Here is an 18,653-nt window from a genome sequence, read left to right as displayed (position 1 = left end):
AAAGAGTTAATCTTCTCCTCAAAATCTATTTTAGTTTGCAACTCTAAGTTTTTCAAAACACCCTTATTCTTCCCAGTAACGTTTAGGAACGATTTTTAAGTGTGAAGCGTCTTTTTTGTATCGTCCCACCTTCGCACACGGTCTTCCGTTAACTTCCACAATGTCTGCAGTGATATCTATTTTCTTCTTCAAAAGTTTCGAGCCAACACCGTAGACATCTACAGGAACCCCTAATGATTCAAAGAGTTTTATCTTTTCCTCGTCAAACCCACCTGAGACAACTATCTTTAAATCCTTTAATCCGACCTTGTCAAATTCATTTCTTGCCTTCCAAACAAGTTCAGGACACACACCAAACGATTGAGGACCGATTGGAGTAACTGATTTATCTCTTAGATTTCCCGAAGTGTCGAATCTAACTCCCCAGATTTTGTTTTTGCCAGGTCCTATTATTGGCGATGGATCCGTCTCTCCAAGGATGAAAGGTTTCCCCATCACGTGTTCGTAATGCTTTTTAACAACTCTGAACGTTGTCCCGATAACATCGTTGTCCCAGTCTACAAGGACTATCCTGTTCACATTTTCCGGCATGTATTTGTCAAATGCAATAGCTGCGTCTTCAGTGCTACCATCGTATGCTGCGATTAATGCGTGTGGTATAGTTCCCATGGATTCAACTCCCCAGTAATCCGCGTTCGCATCGGTCGATACCCCGAACGCACCTGCTTTAAGCGCAGCGTATCCATCCGTTGCTTGGACCCAGTAATGGTCAAAACGAGCACTGAAGAAAAGTATAGGTTTTCCGTTTGCCGCTTCAACAACTTTCCTAACAGCAGTCGCTGTGCTCGTTGCGCGGGCTATGACTCCAAGTAAGACGGTTTCAAGGTAACCAAAGTAGACAGGGTCACCTTCGATAGTCATCAGTGGCTCACCTTCAGGAACAAATTCACCATCGTAGACTGCTCTCACTTCTATCTCATCCCACTTATCAACCCAAAGGTCGTTCAATTTCAACCTAATGTCCCATTTCTTCCTTGTAAGTTCTACAATCTCTTCCACATTTCCTTCAACAGATAAGCTTTGCATCGCTTTGTCAAGGCTGAGAATTTCGTTGTAGAGTTCTTTTGCCTTTCCTTCATCTTTGTAATACCCTGTGCAATACCTAAGGATAGCCAACGCTTCATCAACTCCGCAAACTATTGCGTTGTCACGTGGAAAGAATTGGTAATACACTCTTGGGTGTCTGTTGTCCTTCTTTAAAACTTCAACGTATCTAGTGAAGTATTTGTCCGAATAATATCCCATCCTTATTCTATCAATAGGAACTTTAAAGACCTTGGGATGTAATCTTTTAAAATTCGTATTCTTCTGCTCGCTCATCGTCTTACCTCCCTTTCAGAACATTGCTTGTTTTGTAATCGATACAAACTCTGCATAATGTACAACGCTCACGACAATCTATGGTAGTCTCACCTGAAAAGTATTTCTGATACTCGCTCCAAAGGAAGTTTTTATCAACTCCGCTATCGAGATGGTCCCACGGAAAATCTTCTAATCCGTAAGGTCCCATGTAACGTGATATATCTATTTCTTCAAAAAGTTTTGACCATTTTTCGTATGAGAAATACTCACCCCATTCATCATAGTAACCAATTTTGTATGCCTTTTCAATGACTGGAAAGAGCAATCTATCACCACGAGAGAGTATACCTTCGACGAAACTTTTTTTTCCATCGTTAATGTCCAATTTTCCAAATTTTCTGTATGGATTCAATATGCCTTTCACCATGTCCATGTATTCTGGTGGTTGGAGTTTTGCAAACTGAAACGCCGTGTGTGGTTTTGGGATAAGCAAGTTTATCGATGCCGTTATGTCCATGAAACCAACTTTCTTGATAGCCTTTACAAGTTCACCTATTTCCCGTATATCTTCTTCAGTTTCACCTGGGAAACCAACCATGAAGTACAGTTTTATTCTTCTCCAACCTGCTTTCTTAGCTTCTTGAGCAGTTCTTAATATTTCGTCATATGAGATTTGCTTGTTTATCGCATCTCTCATCCTTTGGCTTCCAGCTTCAGGAGCAAAAGTTAGACCTGTTTTCCGAATTGTGGAAATTTTCTCAGCCAGTTGTATATTGAAAGCATCAACACGGGTCGATGGTATGGAGAGTGATATTTTCTTCTCTTTTACATACGGAAGAAATTCATCAACTAATTCGTTAATCTGAGAGTGGTCTAACGCGGACAGCGATAATAGTGAGACTTCGTCATATCCTGTACTTTCTATTAGCTTTTTTGCAATTTCAACAACCGTATCGAAACTTCTTTCCCTCACAGGTCTATAGACATACCCTGCATGACAAAACCTACATCCACGAGTGCACCCCCTGCTGATTTCCACAACAACCCTATCATGAACACTCTCAACATGCGGAACTATTTTTCTCTCAAAATGTTTTACACTATCCAAGTCCTTCAGTATGTTCCTCTTGACTTTTGCTGGCACAAAATCGTATTTTGGCACAACCTTTCGACCAGTGTATGAATAAAAGATAGGAACGTAAATTCCTTCAATCTTTGAAAGTTCTTTTAGGCGCGTTTCTCTATCGAGTCCTTTTGTTTCTTTTACAACCCTAAGAAAATTTTTAAAATTCACTTCACCATCGCCCAAGTATACAGCATCGAACGCTTCGGCAATTGGTTCGCAGTTGAACGCTACAGGTCCTCCACCGACAACTATTGGGTCACTATCCTTTCTCTCGTGGCAACGAATGGGAATACGCGAAAGTTCCAACAACTTGAGCACATTTGTATAGGATAATTCGTATTCAAGAGAAATTCCGAGCACGTCCATTTCATAGATAGGAGTTTTCGTTTCAAGTGTAAAGAGTGGGATGTTGTACGTTTCCATTTTTTCAATCATATCGGTCCATGGTAGAAATGTACGTTCTGCATAAACAAAATCCAGTTCGTTCGCAAGCCAATAGAGTATCTCAAGCCCATAGTGTGACATTCCAACTTCGTAGACATCCGGAAAAGCTAAAGCGACACGAAGAGTATCCTTTTTAACTTCTTTAATTACGCTGTTGTATTCTCCACCAATGTACCGTGCAGGCTTGGAGATTGTGTTTAAATGTTCAGAAAGAAATCTAAGAATTTCGTTACTCAAATGTACCACGGTATACCTCCTACAACGTCAATCTATTAGATAATTAAAAGATATAGAAATCTTCGCAACACCAGACACATTTAACTCAACCTCTGCATAATCTGCCGACTGTTTGACGATAGTTCCAGTCGTGATAGAGAGGTTTGAAATACCTTTTGCTTGTATGACCACCTTTGTAAGTCCATGCCCTTTTAAATTTAACTCTCCAGTTATATAAACCCTTCCTCCCACTTTTGTTGACTTAGTAAGTGTCCAGGAATGAAAGACTTGCCAACTCTTCGAAACAAAGACACTCCCCTCTTTGTTCAAATCAGGCATCTGCGTAACTCCAATAGGAACAACATAGTCCAGAATGTCGCCGTAAACGTATAACTCTCCGGCGGGGAGTTCTTCACCTGTTTTCAACTCAACAACGTAATCGGCAGGCTGCCAGTCGTAGCTGTAATTGTAAGTTAAATTTATTCTATTGACATCCTTTCTAGCTACCTTGATAATCTTATTTTTGATATTTAACCCCTTATCCAAGCCTTCCATGTTTCCCAAAATGAAAATCTTTCTACCAGCCGAAATTGTTTCTAGCGCCTCTACTGACTGTGCTAAAGCCATTTTGCTATAAGTCGTTGCTCTTGTTTCCTCTGGAGCCGTGGATAGAATAACATACGCCTTTTCGATAGGTGCTCTAAGTTCAAAAAACTGTTCAAGTATGTCTTTCTTTAAACTGTAGTATATCCTGTAAGAACCAGGGATTTTGAAAAGCACATCCGCCTTTTCACTGATCCTAAGAATATTTTCAGTCTTTCCTTTCTCAAGCACCTTTGCGAGTCCAAAAGCGGTATTTGCAAACATGTCGCCTGTCTCAGAAAGAAGATAGTTTTCCACTATTCTGTAAGTTCCAAGCGGTAATGTTGTAGGCAGTTCGTACTTTGTTTGTGTTACTTTTGATTCAACGTACCATTTCAATGCCGATGTTTGTAAGACCTGCCAGTTCTCCGGGATAACAAAACCATCTTCGACATCTTTGACCAGCCAACCATAATAATTGAACAAGACAAGCACATCGGCAGATAGATTGACTGAGAACACGACCAGCATAGTTGACATAACTAACAGAGTTAACAGACATCTTGACGCTTTTCGAGGAATCAAAAACCTTTTGGTCATACCAGACCACCTCTTTGTTTTTTGTTTTTAGTGTTCTTCACGCCATATACAAACTATTTGCCCGAAACCTTATTACTCATGGTAATCGAACTCAATGTAGATACTCTCTTCTCCTTCAAACTCCAACTCTACTTCCACATAGTCTGAACTTTCTTTCGTTACCTTTCCTTTTGAAACAACGAGTTTGTTTATTTCTCTGAAATTAAAAATAATCCTGACAGGTCCTTTACCCCTTAATTTTAGTTCGCCTCCAACGTAAACTCTTTTGTCAATTTTTGTGGCTTTCTTTAAAAGCCAAGAATGATACACTTGCCAACTTTTGGAAATGTGAATCAGTTCCTCTTGTTTAATATCGTCTATCACTACACGCTTGATAGGTATCGACTTCCCAAAGACGTCGGCATATACATACATCATTCCACCGATGAGTTCCTCATTTGTTTTTATCTCAATACAATAGTCCGCAGGTTCCCAACTGTAAAAGTAGCGGTAGTTAAACTCAACGATATTTAAATCCCGTCGCTCAACTATCAGCTCTTTAGCCTTTAAGTTCAATCCTTTCTCTAAGCCCTTAAGTTTTCCAAGTGGAATTAATTTTCTTCCAGTGCTCTCATCTTCACTTTCCAAGTCATCCGGGAACATCCTTGGAGCTTCCTCGGCCATGCGGAGTGCAAAATAATCTCTTTTTGACTCTCCCGGAGCATTTGAGATGATAACGTAAGCCTCCTCAACAGGCGCGTTAAGTTGAAGGTATTGTTCGAGATTATTGCCATGGAGTATGTAATAAACCTTGTAGCTTGCAGGTATTTTGAACAGCCCTTCTGCCTTTTCATCTGTTCTCAGCATTTTCCTCGAATGTGCTTTCTCAATGACTTTTGCAATGCCATATTCCAACTTTTTAAAAACCTCTCCGCTTTCGCAGATAAGATAATCCTCTTCAAGTCTATAAATACCAGGTCTTACTTCCGCTGGGAATTCATACTTTTCATCCATCTTTTCTGTCTCTAAGAACCACTGGGAAGCCGAAACGTGCAAAACATCCCAGTCGTCAGGTACGAGAAAACCGTTCTCCACCGATTTGAGTAATAAACCATATGAACTAAACATTATCAAAACATCAATCTTCTCACTGTCATCGGGACCTCCCATAAACATTCCCCCTTGGTATTTTAGACATTCACTGTTTGCGGAGCCCCGTCAAATGAATTAATGAGACATTATAAAATTAATGATACATCAGAGTATATCAGCATTACAAAACTTACTCCAACGAGTATCAGAAGCAAAATTGCCATTGCTTTCCAAAATCTCTCCGCACGATACGATGAGTAAACAGGAACTGCGTATCCAATGAGCATACCTGATAGTAACCCACCTATATGTGCTGCGTTATTTATACCAGAACCTGGTATAAATCCTAGTGCGACATTTAATATTATTATCGGCAGGAAAGCGCTACCTGTTATCGGTTTCAAAAAGAAAGGTGTATCTTTTCTAAAACCAGATGCAAAAAGTGCTCCAACCAATCCAAAGATGGCACCACTTGCACCTACCGATAGTGCATCATGGTAGAAAAAGTGAGTAGCTATATTACCAGTTATACCTGTTAAAATAAAATAGGAGAGGAAACGGTATGTACCGTAAATCCCCTCCGCATAGCTACCGAGTATGTAAAGAGCATACATATTGAACGCCAAGTGCAGAAATCCGCCATGCATGAACATTGCTGTTACAATTCTCCACCATTCACCTCTATCAACAAGCGGACCGTATTGAGCACCGAACAATAAATAAGACATCTCACCCATTCCGAAAAACGTCTGAGCAATGTAAAATGCAAGCAAGATTATGGAATCTAACAGTATGATATACCTGTATAACTGCCTTCTTGAAGCTATTTTATCAAGGAATCTGAACATAATACTCCTCCATTAAATGAAATTAAGCCAGTGGGTTGTATTTCGCAATTATCTCGTTCGTTTTTTCTTCTCTTAAACTTTCGACTTTTTGCCATACCTCATTCATAGCTGTTTTAAGCATATCGTTGAACATCTCCAAATCATCTAATAAATCCTTATCATATACGATGTCTCGTATTTGCCTATCACACGTTGCCACGATTTTAAGTGCACCACCGCCGACTTCGACCTCTACCTGTTCTTGAGCGAATGATTCTTCCAAGTTTTTGAGTTCTTCCTCCATCTTCACCTGTAGCCTCTGAAGTTCAGCAAAGTTCTTTGGAATTCCTGGTGCACCACCGCCACCACCAAGGTTTCTTCCGCCAAAGCTTTTCAACTTTTTCATACTGTTATCCTCCTTTTTGTGATTTTTAAGTAGTATTATCTGTCCGACATCTCGTATATCCTAAAGTTATCAGTTCTGAGCAACTGCTTTTTCGGGGTAACTAAAAGGACCTCTGCACCGTATTTTGGGAAAACGGTTCGCGTAAATAACCACCTATCTTCTCCCAGCACAAACGCTGCGGTTGAAAACGCATCGGCAATAACAGGGTCACTAGATATCACTGTTGCACTGATTGCTTTATTTGAAGGGTAGCCTGTTCTTGGGTCCAGTATATGGTGGTACCTCACATTATCAACGATAAAGAACCTCTCGTAATCACCACTTGTGGCTACAGAACCTTCACTCAGGTAGACTATCGTTATATTTTCTCCTGGCTGTCCTCGAGGGTCTCTGACACCTATAACCCAATTTGTTTTGTTGTATTTTGGACCAAGAATCATTATCTGACCGCCTGTTTCCACAAATCCATGACACGATTTATCGAATTCCTTAGCTATTTGGTAAGCACGTCTCAGCGCATACCCTTTAAGTATGCCACCAAGGTCTATCCATGCACCGTTCGTTTTAATCTTCTTGTTAACATAATCAATTGCTATCTTTTGATAACCGGAGTTTGAAGCTGCTTCCGCAATCTCACGGGCACTTGGAACTGTGAATGTTCCTGTTGCCTCTCTTTCTGTAAACTTGCTGAATCCCCATAGCTGGATGAGTCGTCCCAATGCAGGGTCAAATGCACCTTCTGTATCACGGGCAATTTTAAGTGCCAAATCTATCACCGATAATGTTTCATCATCAACTTCAACCCAATCTTCTGAGTGGTTCAGCTTGTATATAATAGATGACTCAATGTATGGGTCAAATTTCTTTTCTAATCGTTTCATCTCGGCAAATATCGCTTTGGAAATGGTCGAAGGATTGACCTTTGAAGAAATCCTGATGCGAACGTAAGTTCCAAATATGTAATCTTCAAAATCTGAATACTGACCTGTTTTTCCAGAAACAAAGAGCAAATAGATAGCCGCGATAATTATGAAAAAAACAATAACCGAAAATACAACGATTTTGTTGAGTATCATGATTTCTTTAGGATCTGGTTGTTGCACGTCTTACACCGCCCTTCTTCATCCAAATTTACAATCCTCACATCATAGCCTCTTCTAATTATAACAAGACTTCCGCACTTTGGACAATATGTACTTTCATATCGCTCATCCCAAACATTACCCAGGTACACGTAATTCAGATATCTTTTGGCAAGTTTGTAAGCTTCTATTAGGAATTCCACTTTCGTTGGAGGCTCACTGTATCTATATGCAGGATGGTAACGAGAAAGATGGAGCGGAATATCGCTGGATATCTTTGCCAATGCCTTGAATTCTTCTTCAAGTTCATCGAAGTTGTCGTTTCCTGATGTAACTATCAGTGTAGTAACCTCTACGTGAACACCTGCGTCATGAGCCTTTTCTATAGTCCTCAGCACATACTCATACCTTCCACCACAAACTTTTTGATAAAAATCGTTGTTAAAGGCTTTAAGATCTATGTTCATTGCATCGATGAAAGGTATCAATTCTTCGAGTGGTTGGTCGTTGATGTAACCATTTGTAACCAATACGTTCTTGAGATTTTTAGTTTTTGCCAGTTTGGCGGTCTCATATACAAACTCATACCATACTATCGGTTCGCTGTACGTGTAAGCAATACCTATGTTTCCTTCGTGTTTGTATTCTGTTGCAATATCAACTAAATCTTCTGGAGTTATCTTTTTAACGTATGGAGGTCTTTGTTGGGAAATCTCCCAATTTTGACAAAACTGGCATCGAAAGTTGCAACCCCAAGTGCCCACGGATATTATCAAGCTACCCGGGCAGAAATGGAAAAGAGGTTTTTTCTCTATTGGGTCAAGTGCTATCGAACTGACTTCACCATAGTTCAATGAATATAATTTACCATTTACGTTTTTCCTAACCTTGCACACTCCAACAGCGTTTTCTTTTATTACACAACTATGCGGACATAAACCACATCGAACCATATTATTATTTAGCTGTTCGTAAAACATCGCTTCTTTAAGCTTTATAAACTCAGGCACACTAGCATATTCGTGGATGCTCATTCATACTCACCACCTTTGTTAACTTTTAACAAATAACGTCTTAAAAGAGTTTTTAAGAGGTCTTGCATTTTGTATTATTTCACCATTTGGTAAAACGATTCTTTCATATCCATTGCCAGCTGTTGCCTTGGATATTTCACTTTTCAAAGGTTCTTCGTCAAGTACGTAATCTATTTTTAGCTTTCCCAATTCGTATGTGTTTGGGTATATTAGTGTATATTCACCGTCTGGAATATGAGCCTTAAAAACACTCCTTCCATCGGTTCCAAAGCCTGCTTTTACCGCTACATGGATGCCAAACGGTAGTCCCAAGCTATACGCAAGTGAATAAGGAGCTAATAAATTCTCAACCTTTGTTGGGGGAGTCAACGCTACCTTCAAAATATCGTACTCCATCTGGGTCCGTTCCCAGTCATCTTCAACCTTTACCTCTTCCTTTTGTATCACCTTTCCGAAAAGCTTGCTACCAATTTTAACAACCTCTGGGTTAATACCACTTTTCAAAGAGCGTAATTTTTGGATAGCTTTTCTTCTGCTTCCAAATATCTCATCGAATGTTCCTATCTTTATTAGTGCCTCTATTGTGGAAAGTGAAAACCCGGATTTCTCTACAAACTCTTCAAATGAATCGAACGTTTGAGTTTGTAGGATTTCTGCCTTTTCCGGAGAAATCCCAGGGACAACATAGAGCGGCATCACATATGTTTTTTCTTCTGCCTCTTCGGTATTTTGAGCAAGTGAAGACCCGATGTTCACCTTAGGTGGATGTATCGTGAAACCGAGTGCTTGTAAATTGTAAAGGGCTGTAGGTAGAATAGTTGTGTCGTGCTTCAGATAGATATCGTAAAAAAGCTTTGGATAATTGATTTTGAAATATGCCATGAGGTATGTAATATGCGCATACGCTACCGCGTGAGATTTGTTAAACGCGTACTCTCCCAAACTAAGTATAACTCTTGCTAGTTCTTTACCCTCACTGCCGTAAATTTCTACAAGTTTATTTGTGAGTGTTTCGTATATTTCTCTAACCTTGCTTATATCCTTTTTTGCTATCGCCTTTCTCAGTTCATCCGCCTGAACACTTGTCAATCCTGCTAAGTCCATTGCGATTTTCATCACCTGCTCTTGGTAGATGGGAAAGCCGTAAGTGTCACTTAATTGTGGGACTTTGAATTTCACCTCTTTTTTCAATTTGAGTTGCCTTATTTCTCTGGTTACACCAGCTTTAATAGGTCCTGGTCTATTGAGCGATATTGCTAAAACAAGTTCCTCAAACTTTTTGGGTTTTAAATCTCGAACAACTTGCTTAGCTATTAAACTGTCTAGTTGGAAAATATTATCCGTAAAGCCAACAGATATGTACTTGTAGGTCTTTTTACCTTCGCCGGTTTTTTCAAATTCAGGTAGCATGTCGTAAAAGTCGTTCAATTCACCATTCTTAGAAACTACAGAAAAACTCCATAATCGTTTTGCTTCTTCTTTTATGTGCTTTAAAATGGTTAGCGTCTTTAAACCAAGAATGTCGAACTTCACATATCCTAGCTTTTCCAAATCTTTCATGTCCCACTCTATCGTTTCCGTACCGGGGGCAAGAGGAAGGTCCATTGGGGTCGTTGAAATTATAACACCAGCTGCATGTGTTGTTCTTTGAACAGGAATATCAGATAGGTAATCTGATAAAGGTCCGTATTCATTCAATACCTTTTCTGGCATTGTTGCGAACGCACTTATATTGTAAACATTTGCAAATTCCCCTTTTAGAATACTTATCAGTCTTTGACGCTGTATATCTTCGACGTCTAAATCAATATCTGGATAATCTCTCCTACCCTCGTTCAAAAACCTTTCAAATAACAGCCCGAATCTCATAGGGTTTACCTTTGTAATTCCAAGCCTGTAAGCAAGTAAACTACCGACAGCACTTCCCCTTCCCGGTCCAACCTCTATGTTATTTTCCCTTGCTAAGTCCACTATACGTTTAATTGTGTAAAAATACCCCTCGAATCCAAATTTCTTGACTAATTCAATTTCGTGTTTGAGCCTGTCGTAATATTCCTTCTCGTTTTTCAAAAGTTCGAGGAGCACATCCTTTGATTTTTCATAATGTAACGTTTGAGTGCTCTTCAAATCGTATCTGAATTCGCCTCTAACTTTGAGTTCAAAATCTTTGAAATCTGTCACCAACGAAACTTTCTCAGGAGCTTTTCCAAAATATTCTACCAATGCCTTAAAATAGGACTCCTGCCCCGGCAGATAGTAAATCGGTGGCTGGGAGATGGACTCGAAGTTATGCTTAAGAAGTTCCACAAGCTTTGGAGTCCTTCCATAGGTACTGTATATGCTAAACATCTTTTTCAAATCGTTAGTGTCTTTGGCAATATAAGTCTCCGTATCAACTCTAAGTCCTACGATACCTTTCAATTTGTAAATCATAGCTGTTTCCAAAAATTTAACGACACCACAGAATGTAGTATCAGAAAGCACCACCTGGTCAAAACCGTTCTCCAGGCACCATTTAAATAATTCTCCAAATTTTATCACAGAACCTTCAAAAGAGTAAGGCGAAGCAACGCAAATAGTTATAAATCAACCACCTCAAACAATCGGTATCTCAGATATATTTTCACTGGTAAGATGCATTTAAGATTTCGCGTCTCAACTCTGGAAGCCTTGGATTTCTAAACACACCGTATCCCATCACCAGAATATCAACGCCTGCTCTAACAAGTTCTACGGCGTTTTCGTTTCCTACTCCTCCATCAACTGCTATCCTAAAGTTTAGTTCTCTTTCCTTCCTAATACCATTAAGCCTTTTTATTTTATCCATCATCGTTGGAATGAATTTTTGTCCAGAAAAGCCTGGATTGACTGTCATTACCAATATACCATCAACGTAGGGTAGTATTTCATCTAATGTGGACAACGGTGTTGCCGGATTGATAGCAATGAAAGCCTCCGCTCCCAAAGACTTTATATACTCAACCGTTCTGTGTAAATGGTAACATACCTCTTGATGGATTGTAACTCTTGTAGCTCCTTTTTCGACGAAACCTTTGATAAGTTCTGTTGGATTTGTAACCATGAGGTGTGCATCGATGGGCATATTGGTAAATGTTCTAAGAGCTTCTATCATTGGAAATCCAAAAGTTAAATTCGGAACAAAATGCCCATCCATGACGTCAAGGTGTATTTCATCTATCAGCTCCTGCACTCTTTTAACCTCTTCACTAAGGTGTGCTAAGTTGGCTGCAAGTATAGATGCACTCACAATAGCCATAGTTTATCCTCCTTTTCGAACAGTTATTACACTCATCGTGGTTATTAAATCTAAATTGAACCTTCGTGATACACATCAGAAAAATAAAACGTCATATCTTAATAGAAATCTTCCCTCTTTTCTGATATAATTATACACGTGGAAGCTAAAAATACAAATATTTTGCGAGGTGAAGGTGTGTCAGTAAGGAGAATCGTTGTGCCTGATGATGTTGCTATGATAGAAGTGCTTGGACAATACGATAACAAGGCACGGTATCTGAGAAGGAGATACAACGTGGAAATCTCTGTTGTGGACAACGAAATCAGGGTGAAAGGAGAAGATGAGAGGTCGCTTGATATTGTTGAAAAGGTCCTAAGGGAAGTTATCAATATAACGCGCGATGGTCACTTACTTGACTGGACAGAATTTGAATACATTGTTGAAGAAAACGAAAAGATAGAAAATCCAAGGGAAGTATACAAAAAATCCGTTGGAAAGGTAAAAGCTAAAACAGAAGGTCAAAAAAGGTATTTAGAAGCCATAGAGAAAAATGATATAGTCTTTGCAATAGGTCCCGCAGGCACGGGTAAGACGTATCTTGCATCGGCTGTAGCTGTAGATTATCTAAAATCAGGAAAAGTGCAAAGGATTGTCCTCACAAGGCCTGCGGTTGAAGCTGGAGAGAAACTTGGATTTCTTCCTGGCGACTTGACAGAGAAAGTAGACCCTTATCTCAGACCTTTGTACGACGCACTTATTGACATGCTCGGAATCGAAAAATTCATCTCTCTTAGGGAGAAAAACGTTATAGAAATAGCACCACTGGCATATATGCGTGGCCGAACACTGAATAACGCTTTTATAATACTTGATGAAGCACAGAATACAACGTACGAACAAATGAAAATGTTCTTGACACGCATGGGGTTTGGTTCAAAAGTCATAGTTACTGGCGATATTACGCAAATAGACATAGAAGAAAGGTCAGGACTAGTAGTAGCGCAAGAGATACTCAAAGACATAGAGGGTATTGCGTTTGTTTACTTAACTGATGCTGATGTTGTAAGGCATCCTCTCGTTAAGAAGATCATAAGAGCCTACGATAACTTTGAAAGAATGGAAAAGCAAGAAAAAATGGAGAAGCAAAAGAACAAGTAGATGAATTATCAGAACATAAAAACGATGTTCATACGAGGAGAGAACGGGAAGAATGGAACAACGAACTCACAGGTCAGAAGTAATGCTAAGTGAATCTTTCATGTACGATGGAGTAATTATAGCACTTATCATAAGCGTTGCAAATAACCTTTACGACCTCGGAGTCCTTGACCTTGCAAATGAGTTCATCTTGATACTAATCATATGGTACGGCATTATAGAACATTTCATCCGAAACTCCAATGTCATCAACTTCGATATCAGGTATAGATTACTTTTCTACACGACACTGCTTGGCGGGGCTGCTTTAAATACTATAGTTTATAAAACGTACGGTATCAGCTACATACCAATCATAATTGCTCCAATGATTATTACACTTCTTGTCGACTATGAGTTCGGTGCCAGTGCCGGGCTAATTCTTTCGCTTTCAACTGCATTTCATCACCACGATTTCTTTATGTTTTTGCACCTTTTCCCTCAAGTGTTTATCTCTACATATCTCCTAAAGAACACAAAGAATAGAATCCAGGTTGCAAAAGCGGGTTTAATATCAGGTATTGTTAGCTTAGTAATGATTCTTCTACAAGAACCAGTTAGGCATTTTTACTTCTCTATGAGAGACTATATTGTGATATTCCTGAACCCCATATTCTCATCTATCGCCGTTGTTGGTATTCTGCCGTATATTGAAATAACAACACGAATTTACTCAAACATTGGGCTTGCTGAAATTGCAACAATTAACCATCCCTTGCTTAAAACTCTTTCACTACATGCACCCGGTACTTATCAACACAGCTTACGTGTTGCTGAACTAGCTGAACATGCTGCAGAAAGTATAGGCGCAAATTCTGTACTTGTCAGAGCTTGCGCACTTTACCATGACATCGGTAAGATAAGAAACCCTGAGTTTTTTGTAGAAAACTTAAAATCACCTGAAGAAAACCCGCACAATACTTTACCACCTGACGTTAGCAAGAACATCATTATGAAACACGTTACCGATGGTATCGAAATCGCCCGGAAAAACAGGTTACCCATCCAAATAGAACTAGCAATTCCTCAACACCATGGGACAAGGGTACAGAAGTATTTCTATATAAAAGCTTTGACAGAAAACCCTAATACCCCCATAGAAGAATATCGCTACCAAGGTCCCAAACCAAAGAGTAAAGAAATGGGTATTTTGATGCTGGCTGACATTGTTGAGGCAACATCAAAGAGTCTCAAAAACACTTCACTCGAAGAAATAAAAAAAGTCATAGAAAAGACTATAATAGAGCTCTTTGAGGAAAATCAGTTCGACGAAACCGGTTTAACATTGGGAGAATTAAGAGCCATAATGGACAGTTTCTTAAGTGTCTTCCAAAGCCTTTCAGTACAAAGGATAGAATATCCAACGATAAATAAAGAAATAGAAACTATAGGATAAAAAAATAAAGCAACGAAAAAATAGGATGGTGATATTCTTGGAAGAGTTAGTTAGGTTTTTCGAAGTACCTGAAGAGGTGGAAGAAATAATAAGTTCCTACAAAGAGAAACTTTCAGAAATCGTTGAAAAGGAAATTGGGAAAGTTTACATCCAATTTGTTTTCGTTGATACCGAAACAATCTCAGAGATGAATATGGATTACCGAGGAAAGGAAGGACCAACCGACGTACTAACATTTGTTTATGGGAACTCTAACAAAGAAGTTGAAAGTCTAGGCGAGAAAGAATTTGAAAACACAACAGAACCATACGCCGAAGGATATATATGCTTAGATATTGTTAAGAAAAATGCTGAGGAATACAACAATACATTTGAAAAAGAACTCTTGACGGTGGTTGTTCACTCTATTTTGCACATGGCTGGTTACGACCACGAATACGATACAACAAATGCTGAGGAAATGTTCAGAAAGCAAGAAATGTACCTTAAGAACTTGCTCAGTAAATAAACGTTAACTACTCAGCCATAAGGTTTTTGATGCCCCATTCAAGCATCTCCGCATGCTTTCGTTCGACAAAATTCGGGTCAGACTCGAGTTCATAGGGGCTGAGTTCTCCGTTTATAAGTCTTCTTATTTTATCGATGTAATCTCTCATTTTTTTCAAGCTTTCATGAGAACCATAATCACCATGTCCCGGAATTACGTACTTTGCTTGTGGCATGTTATCTAAGGTCTTCAACCATATGTTCAAATTGCTGTCAGTAACTATCTCTGGATGTATATCATTAATCACAGTATCACCTGTTATTAAGACTGATTCGCTGGGTATATACACGTAAGATGAGTCTGGCGTATGTCCTGGTCCGTGGATAAAGATTATCTTTAAGCCATCTTCGTATTCGAAGCGGTCCTGAAAGAGTACATCGGGCAGTTTGGGTTCCATGTACTCAATACCCAAACTTTCAAAATACGAAGCATCAAATTGCTCCATTTTTCTTCTTGTAAGTTCGTGTGCTAAAATAGGAACGTCAAAAGCAACATTTCCGAATGTATGATCTGGATGGTAATGTGTATTAAAAACAAGACTTATATTTTTCATCGTAAAGTCACGAACGAATTTTGCAATGCTTTTTGCTTTTTCTGGGAAAAGTGAAGTATCAATCAAAACAACACCTTTTTTTCCAATGATTATCACATTATTTGCAGCTTCTTCGTGCTCGATTAAATACACATTTTCAGTAACTTTTTTTACCACTTTGCAACACCTCAATAATCATTTATCATGTTGATGATGTGTTTTCACATAAATTTTTCTCCAAAGGAGTTGGTAATTCCTTGAAAGTTTTACTATCTGGATACTACGGTTATGGTAACTTCGGCGATGAATTGATGCGATTAAGCATGGAGGATTTCTTAAAAAAATACAGAATTGACTATATCATCGCACTACCGAAAAGAGTAAATAAGGATTCAATATCTCGGTTCAATTTACTTGAACTTATTGGTGCAACTTTTGATACTGATGTTCTCATATACGGTGGTGGAGGATTACTACAAGATATAACAAGCTCAAAGAGCTTTTTGTATTACATTTCCTCGATACAAATAAGCTTTCTTTTAAATAAACCTGTTATTTTGTTTGGTAACAGCTTTGGACCTATTAAAAAGTCTTTGGATAGATGTTTGTTAAATAAAACTCTCAAAAACGAAAAGATTTATATCTTTGCAAGAGATTTAGTCTCTTACAGATTCGCAAAGCGCATTAACAAGAATACAGTACTCTCTTGCGACCCAGCCGTTAGATTTCTCAGCACGATTGACACTTTACCAGAGAAAAAATACGATTTGATTCTTGTTCCAAGAAATATTCAGAATGTTGACAAATACGACATACTGCTAAAGTATTTCAGTAACATAATTGTCTGCCCAGCGCAGAACACTGATATAAACATTGCAAAAATAGTAAGCAAAAGATTAAATGCTGACTATTTCGATAACCCTGATGATGTTAATTCGGTTTTATCATATTTATTATCGTCCAAATTTATAATCTCTGAAAGATTTCACCCCACGGTCGTTGGTGCGTATTTCGGTATTCCTTTTATTTCTCTGGAAAATTCTAAAGCGGAAAGATTCTTTAGAAAGTACACAAGCAGGAAAGAATTCTTCGCAAAAGACATGATTGACATTTATCAAAAGCTTAAAAGCGTTTCAGAAAATCCGTTGTATCTCAAAGCGGAAATGGATAAAGAGTGTGACGAGTCATTCAAAAAACTTTATAAAGTACTAATTAAAATTAAATCATTTGGGTCAACTTTTTGACATAGTACAATTAATTTTGTCCACTTGTCACTTCTAATTTTTATTGTTCCACCTTTGAAGCACAAGTGAAATGAAATGTAGTTGTTTTTTGTATTCTAAATTTTACTATTTGTTATCTTTTTTTTTGCTAAAAAAAGCGTATAATTAACAGTGACTTTAATGCTGCTGATTTCAAAACAATATCTTTGACTGCACAGAATGAATGCTATGTTCAAATTCTGTATCGGAATAATTCCTTCAGAAAGTTTTTAGTATTCGATGTAACAAATTTAAGTAACCGTTATGGAAAAAATGTGGGAACAAAAGTTCTCAAGGTTAGTTTGTTTTTTGGAAGTTTCAATACTTTTAGTTAACATTATCTTATAAAACAAAGGGGTGAGTCGGATGAAAACTTTAAGAGGTAAGATGCTTTTTTTGATTCTTGTTCCTCTCATAGTGATTTTGATAGTTGCTGCGTTAGTGCTTTATTCAAGTGTTAGTAAGATAGTGACCTCTACGGTTGAAGAAACAACCGTTCAGACGACCCAACAAGCAGCTGCAAGAGTTAATGAATGGGTTGAGAAAATTATAATACTTACGAAATCACTCGCTCAAACAAATGCTGTTAGAAACGCTTTACTGACAAACGATACTACTATTCTCACACAAGACATAGCAAATCGAATAAAGGAGTACAGTTTCGTAGAAATGGCTTTGATAGCATTTCCCGATGGTACAGCACCAAACACACTTGGAAAGTCTTCGAATATATCTGATAGACCATATTTCAAAAAAATCATGCAAGAAGGTCACGAGTTTGCTGTAAGTGATGCACTGGTATCAAAATCTACAGGAAAAAATGGTTTCATCGTCGCACATGCTGTAAAGGATGAAAATGGTAATAAGATAGGACTCTTTGCACTTATGATAACTCTCGATACTTTAAGTGAATTTTCATCCGAAATCAAACTTGGCAAGTCTGGTTATGGATACATTACGGATTCTACGAGCTTGGTCATTGCACATCCAAAGAAGGATTATATAATGAACCTGAAGCTTTCAGAAGCATCAAAGATGGGATTTAAAGGGTACGAGGAAATTGCACAAAAGATGATGGCTGGTGAAGCTGGTTTTGGAAAGTTTGTATCCCCCGATGGTGCTAAGAAATTTGTGTTCTTTGCACCTATAAAAATTGCACAAGGCTGGAGTTTTGCAATTAGTATTGAAGAAAAGGATTTACTTGCAAAGGTAAATAAAGTTGTCGTGACGATTTTAGTTACCTTTGCTACACTTATAATCATAATAGCTGTTGTTATATATTTCGTTGCTCTTTCCATCTCTAAACCCATCAAAGTACTTGCTGATAAAGCCGTTGAATTTGGTAAAGGTGATTTAACTGTAAGTTTTGAAGCCAAAGGAAAAGATGAAGTTGCGCAGATGGCACTTGCTCTACAACATATGGCTGACATGCTTAGGGAATCGATGAAAAATATAATGGGTGGTTCACATGAAGTCGCACAATCTTCAGAGTCCCTCGCAAGTACTTCAGAGGAATTAAGTGCTACTTCAGAAGAATTAGCTTCCCAAGTTGAAGAAATAAACAAAGCCTTGCAAAATGCTTCTGCTTCCATTGAAGAGACAACAAGTGGTATTGAGGAAATATCGGCAAGTGCTCAAAATGTCTCAAAGGCAGCTCAGGAACTTTCCGAAAAGGCTATGCTCGTGAATAGTGCTGCAAAAGAAGGTGAA

Annotated in this window: 16 protein-coding genes; 5 read left to right on the top strand and 11 right to left on the bottom strand. The window is 38.5% G+C overall.

The window, feature by feature from the left end; translation table 11 throughout:
• Positions 1 to 63: 63 nt before the first annotated feature.
• The 10 genes from AC3M61_RS01840 to rpe form a co-directional block, all read right to left on the bottom strand.
• The gene (locus AC3M61_RS01840; protein ID WP_500779244.1) at positions 64 to 1,380 is read right to left on the bottom strand and encodes a nicotinate phosphoribosyltransferase; all 1,317 of its coding nucleotides are present in this window, start codon (positions 1,378 to 1,380) and stop codon (positions 64 to 66) included.
• 4 nt (positions 1,381 to 1,384) lie between these two features.
• Entirely contained in the window at positions 1,385 to 3,178 is a 1,794-nt protein-coding gene (locus AC3M61_RS01835) for a TIGR03960 family B12-binding radical SAM protein (protein ID WP_500779243.1), read from the bottom strand.
• A gap of 18 nt (positions 3,179 to 3,196) precedes the next feature.
• Positions 3,197 to 4,330 (bottom strand): hypothetical protein, encoded by a 1,134-nt coding sequence (locus AC3M61_RS01830; protein ID WP_500779242.1) that lies wholly within the window; start codon positions 4,328 to 4,330, stop codon positions 3,197 to 3,199.
• 72 nt (positions 4,331 to 4,402) lie between these two features.
• On the bottom strand, positions 4,403 to 5,479 hold the full coding sequence (locus AC3M61_RS01825) for a hypothetical protein (protein ID WP_500779241.1): 1,077 nt from the start codon (positions 5,477 to 5,479) through the stop codon (positions 4,403 to 4,405).
• Between the two features lie 68 nt (positions 5,480 to 5,547).
• Entirely contained in the window at positions 5,548 to 6,249 is a 702-nt protein-coding gene (locus AC3M61_RS01820; RefSeq protein ID WP_500779240.1) for a rhomboid family intramembrane serine protease, read from the bottom strand.
• Positions 6,250 to 6,271: 22 nt separating this feature from the next.
• A complete protein-coding gene (locus tag AC3M61_RS01815) occupies positions 6,272 to 6,634 on the bottom strand; it encodes a YbaB/EbfC family nucleoid-associated protein (RefSeq protein ID WP_500779239.1) in 363 nt (120 codons plus the stop codon).
• 35 nt (positions 6,635 to 6,669) lie between these two features.
• Positions 6,670 to 7,737 carry an FAD:protein FMN transferase gene (locus tag AC3M61_RS01810; protein ID WP_500779238.1) on the bottom strand — a complete coding sequence of 356 codons (1,068 nt, stop codon included), beginning with the start codon at positions 7,735 to 7,737 and terminating at the stop codon, positions 6,670 to 6,672.
• The gene (gene amrS, locus AC3M61_RS01805; protein WP_500779237.1) at positions 7,707 to 8,750 is read right to left on the bottom strand and encodes an AmmeMemoRadiSam system radical SAM enzyme; all 1,044 of its coding nucleotides are present in this window, start codon (positions 8,748 to 8,750) and stop codon (positions 7,707 to 7,709) included. The genes AC3M61_RS01810 and amrS overlap by 31 nt, the downstream gene beginning before the upstream one ends.
• A gap of 18 nt (positions 8,751 to 8,768) precedes the next feature.
• Positions 8,769 to 11,291 carry a helix-hairpin-helix domain-containing protein gene (locus AC3M61_RS01800; RefSeq protein ID WP_500779236.1) on the bottom strand — a complete coding sequence of 841 codons (2,523 nt, stop codon included), beginning with the start codon at positions 11,289 to 11,291 and terminating at the stop codon, positions 8,769 to 8,771.
• A gap of 82 nt (positions 11,292 to 11,373) precedes the next feature.
• Positions 11,374 to 12,027 (bottom strand): ribulose-phosphate 3-epimerase, encoded by a 654-nt coding sequence (gene rpe, locus AC3M61_RS01795; protein WP_500779235.1) that lies wholly within the window; start codon positions 12,025 to 12,027, stop codon positions 11,374 to 11,376.
• A 177-nt stretch (positions 12,028 to 12,204) separates the two neighbouring features.
• Between rpe and AC3M61_RS01790 the strand changes: the two genes are divergently transcribed.
• From AC3M61_RS01790 to ybeY, 3 genes are read left to right on the top strand one after another with little or no spacing between them, the layout of a single operon-like run.
• Positions 12,205 to 13,167 carry a PhoH family protein gene (locus AC3M61_RS01790; protein ID WP_500779234.1) on the top strand — a complete coding sequence of 321 codons (963 nt, stop codon included), beginning with the start codon at positions 12,205 to 12,207 and terminating at the stop codon, positions 13,165 to 13,167.
• 52 nt (positions 13,168 to 13,219) lie between these two features.
• Complete coding sequence (locus AC3M61_RS01785) at positions 13,220 to 14,602, top strand: HDIG domain-containing metalloprotein (protein ID WP_500779233.1); 1,383 nt, start codon at positions 13,220 to 13,222, stop codon at positions 14,600 to 14,602.
• A gap of 37 nt (positions 14,603 to 14,639) precedes the next feature.
• Positions 14,640 to 15,110, top strand: coding sequence for an rRNA maturation RNase YbeY (gene ybeY, locus AC3M61_RS01780; RefSeq protein ID WP_500779232.1), 471 nt, complete (start codon positions 14,640 to 14,642; stop codon positions 15,108 to 15,110).
• A 7-nt stretch (positions 15,111 to 15,117) separates the two neighbouring features.
• On the opposite strand, the gene AC3M61_RS01775 is transcribed toward ybeY, so the two are convergent.
• A complete protein-coding gene (locus AC3M61_RS01775) occupies positions 15,118 to 15,858 on the bottom strand; it encodes an MBL fold metallo-hydrolase (RefSeq protein ID WP_500779231.1) in 741 nt (246 codons plus the stop codon).
• Between the two features lie 80 nt (positions 15,859 to 15,938).
• Here AC3M61_RS01775 and AC3M61_RS01770 point away from each other — a divergent pair, with 80 nt between their 5' ends.
• Together AC3M61_RS01770 and AC3M61_RS01765 are read left to right on the top strand one after the other, a co-directional pair.
• Positions 15,939 to 16,925, top strand: a complete 987-nt coding sequence (locus AC3M61_RS01770; protein WP_500779230.1) for a polysaccharide pyruvyl transferase family protein — start codon at positions 15,939 to 15,941, stop codon at positions 16,923 to 16,925.
• Between the two features lie 384 nt (positions 16,926 to 17,309).
• Positions 17,310 to 18,653: methyl-accepting chemotaxis protein (locus AC3M61_RS01765; protein WP_500779229.1), on the top strand; the 1,344-nt coding region annotated here is incomplete at its 3' end.

The sequence above is a fragment of the Fervidobacterium sp. genome (assembly GCF_059913585.1).
The sequence above is the reverse complement of the archived record's forward strand: the minus strand, read 5'-3'. Positions and strand labels throughout refer to the sequence as shown.